General features: G+C 41.9%; 15 protein-coding genes and 1 riboswitch. Of the genes, 6 read left to right on the top strand and 9 right to left on the bottom strand.

Annotated elements, in window-relative coordinates; translation table 11 throughout:
- Positions 1-261: 261 nt before the first annotated feature.
- The 6 genes from HG267_RS34755 to HG267_RS34730 all read right to left on the bottom strand — a co-directional run bounded on the left by HG267_RS34755 (position 262) and on the right by HG267_RS34730 (position 5,355).
- Complete coding sequence (locus tag HG267_RS34755; protein WP_045870167.1) at positions 262-1,008, bottom strand: cobalt-precorrin-6A reductase; 747 nt, start codon at positions 1,006-1,008, stop codon at positions 262-264.
- Positions 1,009-1,088: 80 nt separating this feature from the next.
- Positions 1,089-1,232: a hypothetical protein gene (locus HG267_RS34750; RefSeq protein WP_168160969.1), complete on the bottom strand. Its 144-nt coding sequence runs from the start codon at positions 1,230-1,232 to the stop codon at positions 1,089-1,091.
- Positions 1,222-1,635 (bottom strand): DUF1636 domain-containing protein, encoded by a 414-nt coding sequence (locus HG267_RS34745; protein WP_045870168.1) that lies wholly within the window; start codon positions 1,633-1,635, stop codon positions 1,222-1,224. Before HG267_RS34745 ends, HG267_RS34750 begins: the two co-directional genes overlap by 11 nt.
- 20 nt (positions 1,636-1,655) lie before the next feature.
- A riboswitch (cobalamin riboswitch) is annotated at positions 1,656-1,832 on the bottom strand.
- Between the two features lie 308 nt (positions 1,833-2,140).
- The gene (locus HG267_RS34740; protein WP_045870169.1) at positions 2,141-2,635 is read right to left on the bottom strand and encodes a hypothetical protein; all 495 of its coding nucleotides are present in this window, start codon (positions 2,633-2,635) and stop codon (positions 2,141-2,143) included.
- A gap of 182 nt (positions 2,636-2,817) precedes the next feature.
- Positions 2,818-4,956 (bottom strand): pentapeptide repeat-containing protein, encoded by a 2,139-nt coding sequence (locus HG267_RS34735; protein ID WP_045870170.1) that lies wholly within the window; start codon positions 4,954-4,956, stop codon positions 2,818-2,820.
- A gap of 54 nt (positions 4,957-5,010) precedes the next feature.
- Positions 5,011-5,355: a hypothetical protein gene (locus HG267_RS34730; RefSeq protein ID WP_045870171.1), complete on the bottom strand. Its 345-nt coding sequence runs from the start codon at positions 5,353-5,355 to the stop codon at positions 5,011-5,013.
- A 456-nt stretch (positions 5,356-5,811) separates the two neighbouring features.
- Between HG267_RS34730 and HG267_RS34725 the strand changes: the two genes are divergently transcribed.
- On the top strand, positions 5,812-6,249 hold the full coding sequence (locus HG267_RS34725; protein WP_045870172.1) for a hypothetical protein: 438 nt from the start codon (positions 5,812-5,814) through the stop codon (positions 6,247-6,249).
- Between the two features lie 298 nt (positions 6,250-6,547).
- On the opposite strand, the gene HG267_RS34720 is transcribed toward HG267_RS34725, so the two are convergent.
- Positions 6,548-6,985 (bottom strand): RrF2 family transcriptional regulator, encoded by a 438-nt coding sequence (locus tag HG267_RS34720; RefSeq protein ID WP_045870173.1) that lies wholly within the window; start codon positions 6,983-6,985, stop codon positions 6,548-6,550.
- A gap of 619 nt (positions 6,986-7,604) precedes the next feature.
- On the opposite strand from HG267_RS34720, the gene msrB reads away from it, so the two are divergent.
- The 5 genes from msrB (at position 7,605) to HG267_RS34695 (ending at position 11,956) form a co-directional block, all read left to right on the top strand.
- Complete coding sequence (gene msrB, locus HG267_RS34715) at positions 7,605-8,102, top strand: peptide-methionine (R)-S-oxide reductase MsrB (protein WP_045870494.1); 498 nt, start codon at positions 7,605-7,607, stop codon at positions 8,100-8,102.
- Positions 8,103-8,215: 113 nt separating this feature from the next.
- Positions 8,216-9,004 carry an ergothioneine biosynthesis protein EgtC gene (gene egtC, locus HG267_RS34710; RefSeq protein ID WP_045870174.1) on the top strand — a complete coding sequence of 263 codons (789 nt, stop codon included), beginning with the start codon at positions 8,216-8,218 and terminating at the stop codon, positions 9,002-9,004.
- Complete coding sequence (gene egtB / locus HG267_RS34705) at positions 8,979-10,217, top strand: ergothioneine biosynthesis protein EgtB (RefSeq protein WP_045870175.1); 1,239 nt, start codon at positions 8,979-8,981, stop codon at positions 10,215-10,217. Before egtC ends, egtB begins: the two co-directional genes overlap by 26 nt.
- A gap of 483 nt (positions 10,218-10,700) precedes the next feature.
- A complete protein-coding gene (locus HG267_RS34700) occupies positions 10,701-11,684 on the top strand; it encodes a catalase family protein (protein ID WP_052335171.1) in 984 nt (327 codons plus the stop codon).
- Between the two features lie 107 nt (positions 11,685-11,791).
- On the top strand, positions 11,792-11,956 hold the full coding sequence (locus tag HG267_RS34695; RefSeq protein WP_155539204.1) for a hypothetical protein: 165 nt from the start codon (positions 11,792-11,794) through the stop codon (positions 11,954-11,956).
- A gap of 338 nt (positions 11,957-12,294) precedes the next feature.
- On the opposite strand, the gene HG267_RS34690 is transcribed toward HG267_RS34695, so the two are convergent.
- Together HG267_RS34690 and HG267_RS34685 are read right to left on the bottom strand one after the other, a co-directional pair.
- Positions 12,295-12,708, bottom strand: coding sequence for a heavy metal-responsive transcriptional regulator (locus HG267_RS34690; RefSeq protein WP_045870176.1), 414 nt, complete (start codon positions 12,706-12,708; stop codon positions 12,295-12,297).
- Between the two features lie 96 nt (positions 12,709-12,804).
- Positions 12,805-13,374, bottom strand: coding sequence for a cupredoxin domain-containing protein (locus tag HG267_RS34685; RefSeq protein WP_045870177.1), 570 nt, complete (start codon positions 13,372-13,374; stop codon positions 12,805-12,807).
- Between the last annotated feature and the right edge of the window lie 29 nt (positions 13,375-13,403).

The raw sequence follows: 13,403 nt of genomic DNA, 5'->3' as shown, positions 1-13,403 counted from the left end.
GGGGTGAAGCATTCAGAGGGAATTTTTACAGAATGTTTTGCCCTAATATCCTGCTTTTTTCACTCTCCGGGAGGGTAATCCCTAGAAGCCTCATCAGGTAATCCATACAAGCTATCCTAATAGTGTTGTATTTGTTATTAGAAAAAATCTTGTTAACCCTTGGTAGATAAAAGCTCGCATAATTCAGAAATGGCAAATGTTTTCGGAGAGTGACAGCACAGGGATAGAACGGATTTGTAGAAGCTCATCTTTTTCTAAACGTTACAAATTACTCAACAACCAAGCCACAACATCTTCTACATTACTTACTTGCTCACCTGGCGGTATAGCTGGACGCTTTACCATCACAACTTCGATACCAAGTTCTCGCGCCGCAATAATTTTGGCATAAGTAGCATCACCACCACTATTTTTGCTAACGATGGTATCTATTTTGTGGTGAATGAGAATTTCTCGTTCATTATCTAAAGCAAAAGGGCCGCGATCGCACAATACCAAACCCGGCGGAGTTAAAGCATCAGGGCTAGGCGGATCAATTACCCGCATCAAAAACCAAATCCCTTCTAGATGTGCAAAGGCGCTGAGTTCTTGTCTACCAACAGTCAAAAATACTCGTTGTGCTTGATTAGAAAGTGCTGCGGCTGCATCAGTAATGCTATCAACTTCAATCCAGCGATCGCCATTTACCTTTTCCCAAGCAGGACGATTGAACAGCAACCTAGGGATACCAACCTCAGCAGTAGCCGCCGCCGCATTCCAAGAAATTTGGCTAGCAAAAGGATGGGTAGCATCAATGACAAAATCAATACTCATCTCTTGCAAATAGCTAACCAAACCCGCCACACCACCAAACCCACCAATTCGCACATTTCCAGACGGAATCGACGGTTGACGAGTACGACCAGCCAAAGATGCGATCGCCTCAACTCCTGGGATAGTAGCAACTCTTACAGCTATTTCCGCCGCATCTCCCGTCCCACCTAAAATTAAAACTTTGGCATTTGGCATTTGTCATTTGGCATTTGTCATTTGTCATTTATCATTTGTCATTTGTCATTTGTCATTTGTCATTTGTCATTTGTCATTTGTCATTTGTCATTTGGTAATGGGTAATTGGGTGTTTGGTGTTTGGTGTTTGGTGTTTGGTGTTTGGTATTGTCTCCCTCATCTCCCTCATCCCCCTCATCCCCCTCATCTCCCTTTCCCCAGTCCCCAATCTCCTCATCTCCCAATGGGGGGAATCTTCGCCAAAATCCCCTTTTTCAAGGCTGCTGGGCGTTCTGACCAGGGCAGTAAACCATCAGGCTTGCTGTAGTATTGACTAGCGCATTCCAGCACCGCAGATGCACAATCATCCACTGCCAAATCACCAAACAGATATGTAGTTTTACCTTGTGCAGCAAAGGCGACAACGCAGGAACGGTTACAAGCACTCATGCATTCCACTTGCTGAATGGGAAACTTATCTCGCAACTCCCAATCTTGTGCTAGAAATTCTAGTTTTTGTAATAGTTTTTCCCCACCACTCTCGCCTACACGCTTTCCTTCTTGCCAAACACTGGCACAGGTTTTGCAAACAAATAGAGTATGGGAAGATTCACCCAAATTACTCGCAGAAATATTCACAGCAGTCATCTGTACCTCGCAGATGTGAGAACAAAACAATCAACTTTGGTGGGCGTTCTGACTTACACAATTGAGAAATTGCGACTACAAAATCTTGCACATCTCAAATTGCTTCACAGTTGCGGGACAGTGCCGGATTTACACCGAACTTTCCCCGTTACCTCTGATGACTGATCCCCATCAGAACCAAGTGACCTGTTCGATCATACACAACTCTGCGCCCCTGTGTGTTCACTCTTTGAAAGTGCTGAGTTCTACAAAAATAAAAGACTAGTTACTCAACAAAAAACAGAACAATAATTTTGGAGGGGGTTTGGGGGACGCAACCGTCACCCAATCGGGGGTTTGGGGGAGAATCCCCCAATTCTGCTGGCTTGTTTAACAAGTATTAATCGCTAATGATCTTAACCCAAGCGTATTGAACCATACTGTTCATAGAGACTGTGTTGAACAACATAAAAAAATCCCACGCCTACAAGACTTGGGAATTTAGCTTTTATATTCAATTCAGTCATTAAAATCTTAAACCTACACCACCTTGCAAAGAAAAAGCAGTACCACCACCATTGCGGTAGGCATCAAAAGCGATAATCGCGTTACCAAAAAGTACAGTGTTGCTATTAGGAACTGTGTAATCAATTCCTGGTTGCAAAGCAAAACTAATCTTATTCCCCACTGGAGAAGGATCGTCACCACTAGCTAACGCCAATCCTGCACCCAAGTAGGCATCAGTTTGCCAGTTGATAGGGACATCGTAAGAAACCGTAGGCACAATTGCTGTACCATGACCAATCAAAGCTTGGGCACGAAAAGAAATCGGTGATTCTAAAAGCTTATAACGAAAAGCCACCACCCCACCAATTTGCGCCCCATCACTTAATCCTACAGAAGGGCCCACACCAACATAACTACCATAAGCAACTTGAGCTTGTGCTGGTTGACTGCTTGTAGCCATATTCAACAGCGAACTAGCGCCCAGAACTACAACCAAAGACCGGAGATGCTTCATTGCCCGTTTCCTCACACCATTTAAAATTTTAATGGCTCCTTTTAATACCTATGTTATCGCTGATGTTGGGCATTGGGCATAGGGCATGGGGCATTGGGCATTGGGTAATGGGTAATTGGTAATTGGGATTTGTTATTTTTTTGTCTCCCTCATCCCCAATACCCAGTCACCAGTCCCCAACCCTACGGACAACGCGGATGAATCCCGCCTTGGGTGCAAATGTAAGCAAGCTGTTTGGAATCTAAGTTTTTGGCTTGAGAAAAATCAACTCCTTGCACTACAGCAGAAACGGAACCTTTAGATGGTGTTTGGACAAATTCATCTGCTGGGTCTTGTTTGCTGGGTGAAAGAACTGCATTCTTAAAATCAGCACCAGCAACGTTTGCACCCCGTAAATCAACAAGGCTCAAATCAGCATTTTGCAAGTTGGCGTTTTCCATTTGAGCAGAACGCAACACTGCACCAGTCATCCGAGTAGCACTTAAATTCGCATTGCTGAGATTGACACGTTCTAAATCAGCGCCAGATAAATCTGAGCCTTGCCAATCGGTTTTGGTTAAGTTGGCATAGGATAACTGAGTGCCTATAGCTACTACACGACCTAAACGAGCAGCATATAAATCAGCTTCGTTGAGTTTGGCATCGCCTAAATCTGCCCCTGTTAAGCTAGCATTTTCTAATACTGCGCCACGCAAATCGGCTCCCACTAGCTGGGCGCTGCTGAGATTAGCATTAATTAAACGGGCATCAGATAAGTTGGCTCGGTTGAGAGTGGCGCGGCTCAAATCGCTACGGTTCAACATTACACGGCTGAGATTAGCATCGGTGAGATTGGCTTGCTTCATCTGCACCTGAGTTAAATCAGCGATGACATCGTCGTAGGTGTCCCAGCGTCCATCTTCACCAACACTGCGAAAACGACTGCCTTTAAAGCTAGCTTGATTGAGATTGGCAGATTTGAATTTAATTCCAGATAAATCAACGTTGTCTAAGACTAAGTTGAACGAGGAATTTTCTCCAGAACCGACGACACCTAATTGGCTGCGACTCAAATCAATGCCGTTGCTTTGACCACTGTAAACAGCGAGAATTTTGTTGATGGCTTTTTGATTGAGTTGTAATCTCTGGACTGCATTAGTACCTGCAGCTCCCATTTCCCCAGCAATAATTTGATTTTGAGTTTTTAGCTCAGGTAAAGCTTTAATCCCAATATTTGCCAAAGCTTGTTGTATTGTATCTACTAGCATAGGGTTGGTTTCTTTAACTAGTAGATCTGCTAAAAATTTAACTGCTTGGGGATCGTTGAGAGTACCCATAGCCACAATTGCACTGCGGCGTTCTTCAACAGTAGCAAATGAGCTAGAGTTCAGCTGTTTTACGAGTTCTAGAAACTGTTGGCCGTTGATTTGCTGCGATTTGCGCTGTGTTTCTTGAGTTTGGATGTAGACTTGAGTCCCGACTAAAGTGGTTAATACAGCTACCATACTCACCAGTGTGACACCCATCAATGTGAGATTAGGATTACGCCGAATTAGTGCCACTAGGGGATGTGCTGGTGTATTGTCTGATGCCGTGGCTCCTTGTTGATCATCCGCTAATGACTCAGCATCGCTGCTGACAGCGGCTTGACTTTCGCGGCTAGCATCTGAGAAGGAAGCTGGTAAAGGGCGAGTGGCATCTACTGTATGAGTACCTGCCAAAATATCATGTATTGCCCGTCGCCCATTTTTTGCAGGTAAGCCAATTCCTTCAGAGGCGATCGCTAATAAGGCCAAAACTGCGAAAATTCCTAAGTTAGGAAAAGCTAAACTATAGCGCCACAGCAGATAGGCTACAGATAACGGTACAGTCCAACGTCCTAGTCCTTCGCGGATTACCACAGCACCAAAACCCGGCGCTGTGCCTTGCTCGTTCACCACTTTAATCCCAAATCGACGTTTGGGAATGGTGCTACCTGTTTTTGCGAGTAAAAATAACTGCCATGTCGAAAGTGTCACAGGCCCTAATAAAGCTAGGCTCCACAAAATATTAGTGGGCCAAGCTACGTTACGAATACCATAGCTCACAGGTAAAGCCAAAGGCCTTGCGATCGCTCTTTCTGTTACCACTAAAACCGGATTCAGCGGTACACGGTTCAAATCACTTCTGGAATTGGCATACACTCCCAAGCCGAAGGGAACCAAACCACTGGCAACCACCAGCGTCATTTCTGTTGCCCAAGCTGCAAAGCGCTTGCTTAATAATGGCAGAGAACTCGATTTTTCTGGGTCTTTTGACCTACTAGATTGATTATTACTTCTCCTAACAATTGGGGTCGCCATCGTATAATTCCCTTTAACTTTATTTCACACCACTACGGGATCGTTACAAATAGACTATTTTTTCTGCTGAAAACTATTAGACACAAAAAATTTGTATCCAACATACACCAACACTGCCAATACTGCCAGGCTAATTACAGAAGCTACAAGTTTTAGTACTGTTTGCAACATTGCAATACCTACTACAGCCGTCACGCCTAAAAATACTATCTTTTTAGTTCCAGACAAGGTATTGAACCAGCTTTGCAATTTTGTTAGTTGCGAGTTTAAACTCTCAAAACTAAACTCAAATGGCTGTTTTTGTTTTTCTGGCTGGGAAACCTCTCTTGGGGAGGAATTAATCTCTGCCTCTAGGTTTTGGAGACGACGTTGCAAATCTTCATCAGGTTGAGGATTCATCTATCTTTTCTACCTCAGTTTATAAGCGGTTTTGTCTGTGATTTTAGCTAATGTATGTGTTTGCTAGACATTTTTAGTGAAGGCAGAGTATCTTTTTCTTAAAAAAGTACAGGCATAAATTTTTCAAACAGCTTCATGGCAAGGATTTCATGATTTATCATCGCTAATCCGGAAGTTCCGAAATAGTACGGGACTTGCCATAAAACAAGGATTGATCAAGAAAAATCATACTGGTAACTTTGGTATATCACTTACCAGCAAGTGTTATTTATTTACAAACACTTACTATGCAACGACTTTATAGTTTTTTCATCTTATTTAAGGTATATTTTTTTCTTAAAAAGATAAAATTTTATACTCTGTATTAGGGAACACAAATTTATTAGCATCGTCTAAAAACTTAGATTATGTTTAACAATATCGCTCGATCACAGTCGGGAGCATTAATTTAATAATATGAAAATGCACAGACTATTTACGGTTGTTCCCGCAGCTTTGGTGATGAATTTGGTTTTTACGGATGCTAATTTCGCCAAGAATCCCCCCAGCGTTATTAATGCCAACTTACGGACAGAGCCGCTAGTTTTAAATGGCAATTCTGGCGGTTCGGTGGCAAGTAATTGTGGAAATCTTCCCGATGAACCCAGCCAAGTTATCCAGGTGAAAGAGTCACTACCTTATTTGCGCGTTACAGTTGAGAGTGAAGGACAACCGACGCTGCTGATTAATGGCCCTGGAGGACGCTTCTGTATTCAAGCCGATAGTTACTCCGGTGGAAAAGCAGAGATGTCTGGTTTCTGGCCAGCAGGAGAATACTCTTTTTATATCGGTGAATCATCAAAACGACAGTATAACTACACACTCTCAATTTCGCAACAAAGACCGTCTAAATAAGACGGTTTTACTCACTGTTAGGATGTAGTTGTGAGTGCTGAGTGCTGAGTAAATAAGATTTGATTACAGAATAAAGCAGAAGGGGAACAGGATTCAATACTGCTCGGTTAAGGATTTTAAACTCTTAATTTGGTTTGGGGAAAAGGTGAAAGGGTAAGGGTTAAAGGTTTTTTCTTGCCCCTTTTCCCCTTCCCCTTTTCCCCTTAACCGACAAGTATTGGAACAGGATTTGTCGTTGACTTTTTCCTGTTCCCCTGCATCATTGAGAATTTATAAATAACTTGTTAATGGCTGTGGCTTAGATATAGTACATCAGTTCTTTTTCTCGGTGTTTGAGTCGTCGCTCACATAGGTCTTGCAAAGTATATTTTTCTAAAACCGCGTTAGCCGCCTGACGCGCTTCTTGCCAAATTTCGTTAATAATTTGAGTTTCTAGAGTTTTGGAATTTTGGTCAACAGTCGGTACTGCAGCATCTACTCCTTCAATACTGCTCCAAGCTTCTAGCAATGTAATTTTTCGCGGATCTCGCGCTAAAACATAGCCACCTTTGGCTCCGCGTATGCTCTTAATTAAACCTCTACGCCTCAAAGTTGCTAGCAATTGTTCTAAATAGCGGTTCGGTATATCTTGCAGCACTGCCATCTGCCGAATCTGTAGAGATTCACCACTAGGGTAACAACTAGCCAACTCTAACAGAGCGAGAAGTGCGTATTCAGATTTGTTAGAGAGTTCCACAGGCGTAATATCTTAATTTTATAGGATGTTTACTTACTGTTGACTTTTTTCTCAATATGTGAATCTAGAAGCTTAAAAATCAACTTTTAGTTGACCATTTTAATTTTAAGTTTAGAGACTCCCAATGATAGAAGCAATTATTTTTAGTTTTTATTTTAATAAATAAAAGTGATTGATAAATTTTAGGCTTTTCCAGTATAGCCGATTGGTAATGGGTAATTGGTAATTGGTGTTTGTCAAGGGTCAAAAGTCAAAGGTCAAGAGTAACTTATCCCCTTATCCCCAGTCCCTAGTCCCCATTACCCCTAATCCCCACTCCCTGCGGTCGTGGGGGCCCCGAGTTCCCCAATCACCAGTTTTGTTAAGATTGCCTGTTCTCGTTACAATGTATTTTTGAAACAAAATACAACAGAATGTTACAAAGCTACGAGGAGTTCGGTAAGTCCTCCTTGTATTGATTAACTTACCCTCTTCAAAAACTTTGTGGTTGAGTCAGTTATTTTCAGGCTCATACACCTAAATTGATATGATTCTGAGAGCATTTTCAGGTTGCTATCAGGGTTAATTCAGGGTTATGGCTGATATTAGTGAATCAACAGGCGAAGTTGGTAACAGGGTAATGAAAAGGCGATATCTTCTAGAAGCTGGTGCCGTTATGTTTGGCACAGTATGGTTATCAAATTATCTACTTAGGAAACCAAAAGTTATGACAGCTGCAAAGAATAATGAATTTGAAATCGCCAAAACTGAGGAAGAATGGCGCACAACGCTGACACCAGAACAGTTTCGGGTGCTGCGTCAACATGGTACGGAACGCGCTGGTACAAGTCCTCTCGATAAGCAATATGCGGCGGGGGAATACCTGTGTGCAGGGTGTGATTTACCCTTATTTACCTCAGAAACCAAATTTAACAGTGGTACTGGCTGGCCCAGTTTTTACAATCCTATTGAAGGTGCGATCGCTACTACTGTAGATAAATCGTTTTTTATGACGAGAGTTGAAGTGCATTGTAGCCGATGCGGTGGACACCTGGGTCATGTATTTAATGATGGCCCTAAACCCACTGGTAAGCGCTACTGCATGAATGGTGTAGCTTTAAAGTTTGTTGCTAGCTAATCGGCTATTGTGATGATGGAACCGAAATAAAGCAAGCATTGGGGCTATTTAGTGGTCACACAAGTGTCGCCACTAATTATAATCAAGTCGCTGAGTACTGAAGATTCAATATTATGTGCCGTTTACTTGCTTACCTCGGTTCGCCAATTTCTTTAGAACGCTTACTATACACACCAGAACATTCCTTGATTGTGCAGAGTTATCAGCCTCAGGAAATGATTTCTGGAGTGGTCAACGCTGATGGCTTTGGAATTGGTTGGTATCATGCTCAAAAGGATACCGAACCATTTATCTACAAACATATTTTGCCGATTTGGAATGACCAAAATCTGCCACATCTGAGCCGCTATGTGGAATCAGGGCGGATTTTGGGCTATGTGCGTAGTGCGACAACAGGCCAAGCTTTAGATTTTAGTAACTCTCAGCCATTTCAGTATCAGAGGCTGTTATTTACTCATAATGGCAGAATTGAGAATTTCCGCCAGACGTTATATAGACCGATTCGCAATCAACTCAGCAATGAGATTTATCAATCAATTAAGGGAAGTACAGATTCAGAGCATATCTTTGCTTTACTGTTAAATCAGTTGCAATCTCACCCGGCTAAGACTCCAGAACAGGCTTTACACATCACATTACTTCACTTGTTGGAATTAGCAGCCGAGTATGAAAGTGATGTTTCTGCCAACATCATTTTAAGTGATGGCGATCGCCTAATTGCTTGTCGCTTTAGTAGTAAATCACCTGCGCCTTCTCTTTACTGGTTAGAGAATGATTCAAATTTCCCTGAATCGGTAATTATTGCTTCTGAACCGATATTTAATGGTAATTGGACAACTTGCCCAGAAAATAGCATCATCAGTGTGGGAGAAGACCGTGTTATCCAAGTTGAGCATATCTAGTGTCAGAGAAGATATTATTCTTGCGTTTATTGAATGTCGCACGAAAACTCTGACACTGTTTGAGGGTATGGATAGACAGACATTCTGTCATCAACCCCATCCAGATTTTAGCCCTGTTGGTTGGCACTTAGGTCATATTGCTTACATTGAATCTTTGTGGTTGCTAGAACACATTGCAGGTTTACCATGTTTGTTTCCGCAATACTGTCAGCTGTTTGCAGCTGATGGTTTACCCAAAGCCAAGCGTGTGGAATTACCTGATTTAGGGGAAATTCTTAATTACCTAGATACAGTCAGAAGCAAAGCTTTAGATATCCTCAAAGTCGCTGATGTTGAGCAACATGAACGGCTGTGGCGCTTTTTAATTCAACACGAAAGCCAACACTGTGAAATTATTAGCATGGTGTTGGAATTAACAAAACTTCCTTTAAATAACTCACTTTACCTTGATGCTGTTAGTCCAGCTGCGCCTCATAACCTGGAAGAAATGATTCAAATTCCTGCAGGTGAATTTGAACAAGGTAACAACTCTATTGAGGCGCTAGATAACGAATCTTTGGCACATAACGTATATTTAGACACCTATTATATTGACCGTTATCCTGTCACTTGTAGACAATATCGCGCATTTATAGAGGCTGGCGGCTACCAAAATCCTCAGTGGTGGTCAAAGGCTGGCTGGGAGTGGTTACAAATAGAGCAGGTAACTCAACCGCTATACTGGCAGGGAAATGTTACCTGGGATAATCACCCGGTTTGGGGCGTTAGCTGGTACGAAGCAGAAGCCTATTCACGGTTTGTCGGGAAGCGGCTACCCACAGAAGCCGAATGGGAAAAAGCAGCTAGGCGGAATCCCCAAGCACCAGCATTAACTGAGAATTGTAATTGCGATCGCTTAATTGGTAAAACTACCCCTGTTGATGCTTATCCTGGTGGACAAAGCGCCTATGGTTTATACGACACTTTGGGTAATGTCTGGGAGTGGACAGCTACTTGGTTTGATGGCTATCCAGGATTTAAAAGTTTCCCTTACACAGGTTATTCCCAAGTTTATTTTGACCAGAAACATCGCGTATTAAAAGGCGGTAGTTGGGTAACACGTCCTTGGGTACTGCGCCCTAGTTTTCGCAGTTGGTATTATCCGAGTGTACGTCAGGTTTTTACGGGGTTTCGCTGCGCTGTTAGTAATATACAGAACTTTTGTAGTAAGTGAGGGACATCATGAGTAATGAGTAATGAGTAATGAGTAATGAGTAATGAGTAATGAGTAATGAGTAATGAGTAATGAGTAATGAGTAATGAGTAATGAGTAATGAGTAATGAGTAATGAGTAATGAGTAATGAGTAATGAGTAATGAGTAATGAGTAATGAGTAATGAGTAATGAGTAATGAGTAATGAGTAATGAGTAATGAGTAGGAAATTTACTTATTACTTTTTCAATTAGCTGCTGTACCTCATAAACGTCGAATCTGCTGTATAAAAGTAAATTTGGTTTGGGGAAGAGGTTCTTTTTTCTCTATTCCCTAGACAAAATCTTTGATTGTTGAAGAAATTCCGTACATTCATAGCTGAAGTTTAGCCTAGATAATGCCCATTAAAACTATGATATAGCGGGCATTATTCACCCCATGAATATTTCAAACACCAAAATATTCATCCTATATAGTGATTCTAAATCTTTCAAGAAAATCACTATGAGTCAAGTATCTAATAGTGAAATCATTGACCAAATTGTTGCAGGTGCTGTTCAGGATCAAGCTGCTAAAGCACCAGGCTTACGTCAAGCTCATGCGAAAAGTCATGGTTGTGTCTGGGGTGAGTTGGCGATCGCAGATAATATTCCTGAGAATCTGCAAGTTGGTATTTTCAGCAAGGTTAAAACCTACCCCATCTGGGCAAGATTTTCTAATGCATCTGGCCCCTTAAGTCAAGGACAACTGCAATCTGACAAGAACCCCGATGGTAGAGGCTTTGCAATTAAAGTTCTCCAGGTGGAAGGTAAAAAGGTGTTAGAAGATGAACCTAACGCTCAAGATTTTGTGCTGATCAATCATCCTGTTTTCTTTGTGCGAGAGGCTCAAGATTATATTCGTCTAGCAGAAGTGACAGCTGGTAAACTTCCCCCAGAAACCTTAGCGTACGAGTTTGGGATTTTGCAACAAATTGCTGGGAAGAAAACTCTCAATCCTTCAGAAATTCAGTATTGGAGTGCTACACCCTACCGTTTGGGAACCCAGGCGATTAAATTTTCTGCAAAACCGCAAGTTATAAATACTGCTGATTTACCTATCCCAGATTCTGATCACTATTTGCGCGCAGCTTTAGTCAATACTCTGACTATAGAAAAGCGGGATGTTTATTTTGATTTCTTGATTCAACTACAGTCTGATAGCGATCCCAAATGGGTTGATGATCCTACCCTCCTTTGGGATGAAAATATCTCTCCATATATTAAAGTAGCAACTATCAAAATTCCGGCTCAGGAATTTGATAATAGCGATCGCAAACAGTTCGATGAAAGTCTTTCTTTTACGCCTTGGCATACTCTACCGGAACATGAACCGTTGGGTAGCGTCAATGCTTCTCGGTTGAAGTTATATAAAACTATTGCCCAGAATCGCCGGGAACACAATCAACAGGTGATTACTGAGCCACAACCCTACGCCATACAATCATAAATTTCCGCAATAATACTGGGGTTGCTCAAAAAGTGATTACTCTGAACATAAGAGTAATCACTAATAATTACTGCAAATAAAAATAGCCCCTTTTGGGGGCTTTTGATTTGGTACATGTTCTTCTGAGAGAATTTGACGATAATTCAGGTTTCGGTATAAGTAGTTCTGTATATGTCCCTATAGTAGCAGCTCAATTAGGAGATGCTAAGGGCGATCGCTTACTCTTCAAATTAACTTCATCAAAACTGCACAAGAAGAATACATACCGCTAAACTAGACGACATTGAGCCAAAAATCAGCAGTAATGATTTTGCCATTGCGATTAAACTGCCCATACGTGTCAACTTAAGCTAAAAGCTATATAGGGCGGGCGTTGTACAAAAACCCTCGCCCTCATCCCCTAACCCCTTCTCCCGCAGGAGAAGGGGAACTAAATCTCTGGCTCCCTTCTCCCTGCGGGAGAGGGGCTGGGGGTGAGGGCGAAACCTTACAACCAAGAGGTTTTCACGTTAAGTTGACACCAATGGGCACTGCCTTGCCCCTACCTGCGTACCTTATTTACCTGAAATACGCTGTATATTTTTACTTGAAAAATAACCGCTAAACTTATTTATTGATGTTCAATAATTGGGCAAATAGTCTCCTGATTATTATCAGGTTTAATTTCCCATCCAGACAGCAAACCAGATAATTCTTGTCTCAAAATCATTAATTGCTGAATTTGTTCATCAATGGCTTTTACCTTTTGCTCTAGTTTAATTTTGATATGCTCACAAGGTAAGTTGCCACTATCATGAACATTGAGAAATTCTTTAATTTCCGATAAGCTTAATCCCAAGCTTTGAGCACGTTTAATAAAGTGTAATCTTGCCAAAACATCAGCGCTAAATAATCGAAATCCGCCTTCTGTTCTGCCTGATGATTGGAGTAAGCCAAGTTCTTCATAGTAACGAATGGTTTTAATTGGTACGCCACTTTCTTTGGCAACTACACCAATTTGTTTTCCTTCTGCTTGGGCTAACATATTGACCACACCCTCAACAAGATATGATTGCTGATTTTATACTAAACTCTCCAGTTAACTGGAGAGTCAAGCATCAAAAGTATCATTTCATCAAGCTCATGAGAAACTCAGTTGAGTAGAAGCAGTTTCTGCACTAGCTGCTGCGGCTTGAACTGCGATCGCACCACGAAACATATTCATTCCACAAGTGAAAATATACTCACCTGGCTGTTCGGGTGTAAATTCTACAGATGTGACTTGATTCAGCGGTAAATCTGCGGCGATGCGAAAGTCTGGAATTAAAACTTGCTCTAAACAACTGCTGGGATCTATGCGTGCAAATTTCAATCGGACTGGTTTCCTGGCTTGCACTACAATGCGGCTGGGATCATATCCGCCGTCAACAGTAACGGTTACTTCCTGAATATTCTCATCCGTTGCAACTGCTTTCTGAGACTTTGGTTTACTCAGCAAGAACCACCAAAGTTCTAAGCCAACTAATCCCAATCCGCCGAGAGTGACGGCTATTTTATTACCTAAAGGCTGATCGATACGTTGAAATTGATTAGTTTGGATTGTTGGTGATGAATGGGTTTCATGGGATGTTTGGGCAACAGCTTTACCTGATGCAACTCCGATTACAATGCCTAAACTAGCTATAGTACTGATGAGGGTTGTTTTGTTCATAAGGTGAGAATGGGGAAGGGGGAAGGGTG

Source organism: Tolypothrix sp. PCC 7601, assembly GCF_025677855.1.
GTDB classification, from domain to species: Bacteria; Cyanobacteriota; Cyanobacteriia; order Cyanobacteriales; family Nostocaceae; genus Aulosira; species Aulosira diplosiphon.
The sequence above is the reverse complement of the archived record's forward strand: the minus strand, read 5'-3'. Positions and strand labels throughout refer to the sequence as shown.

Coding starts and splice junctions, on each gene's coding strand:
- HG267_RS34740 (WP_045870169.1), bottom strand. CDS start 2,635: ATGAAGCATCTCCGGTCTTTGGTTGTAGTTCTGGGCGCTAGTTCGCTG.
- HG267_RS34730 (WP_045870171.1), bottom strand. CDS start 5,355: ATGAATCCTCAACCTGATGAAGATTTGCAACGTCGTCTCCAAAACCTA.
- msrB (WP_045870494.1), top strand. CDS start 7,605: ATGAAAAGGCGATATCTTCTAGAAGCTGGTGCCGTTATGTTTGGCACA.
- HG267_RS34685 (WP_045870177.1), bottom strand. CDS start 13,374: ATGAACAAAACAACCCTCATCAGTACTATAGCTAGTTTAGGCATTGTA.
- HG267_RS34690 (WP_045870176.1), bottom strand. CDS start 12,708: ATGTTAGCCCAAGCAGAAGGAAAACAAATTGGTGTAGTTGCCAAAGAA.
- HG267_RS34755 (WP_045870167.1), bottom strand. CDS start 1,008: ATGCCAAATGCCAAAGTTTTAATTTTAGGTGGGACGGGAGATGCGGCG.
- HG267_RS34725 (WP_045870172.1), top strand. CDS start 5,812: ATGAAAATGCACAGACTATTTACGGTTGTTCCCGCAGCTTTGGTGATG.
- HG267_RS34745 (WP_045870168.1), bottom strand. CDS start 1,635: ATGACTGCTGTGAATATTTCTGCGAGTAATTTGGGTGAATCTTCCCAT.
- HG267_RS34700 (WP_052335171.1), top strand. CDS start 10,701: ATGAGTCAAGTATCTAATAGTGAAATCATTGACCAAATTGTTGCAGGT.
- egtC (WP_045870174.1), top strand. CDS start 8,216: ATGTGCCGTTTACTTGCTTACCTCGGTTCGCCAATTTCTTTAGAACGC.
- HG267_RS34735 (WP_045870170.1), bottom strand. CDS start 4,956: ATGGCGACCCCAATTGTTAGGAGAAGTAATAATCAATCTAGTAGGTCA.